General features: G+C 63.6%; 1 protein-coding gene. It reads left to right on the top strand.

Annotated features, from left to right (window positions below; translation table 11 throughout):
- Window positions 1-294: hypothetical protein (locus tag VK92_RS42705; protein WP_048468242.1), on the top strand; the 294-nt coding region annotated here is incomplete at both ends.

The following is a 294-nucleotide window of genomic DNA, read 5'->3' as shown; positions in this document are numbered from 1 at the left end:
ATTCGCCGACGACAGGCCCGTCGACGTCGAGGTCGACAGCGACGTGATCGAGCTGTTGGCGGACGACAGGCCCGTCGACGTGGAGGTCGACAGCGAGGTGATCGAGCTGTTGGCCGACGACAGACCCGTCGAGGTCGACGTGGACAACGACGTGATCGAGCTGTTGGCCGACGACAAACCCGTCGACGTCGAGGTGGACAACGACGTGATCGAGCTGTTGGCCGACGACAAACCCGTCGACGTCGAGGTGGACAACGACGTGATCGAGCTATTCGCCGACGACAGGCCCGTCGA

Source organism: Burkholderia sp. LK4 (genome assembly GCF_001043615.1).
Taxonomy (GTDB): domain Bacteria; phylum Pseudomonadota; class Gammaproteobacteria; order Burkholderiales; family Burkholderiaceae; genus Burkholderia; species Burkholderia cepacia.
The sequence above is the reverse complement of the archived record's forward strand: the minus strand, read 5'-3'. Positions and strand labels throughout refer to the sequence as shown.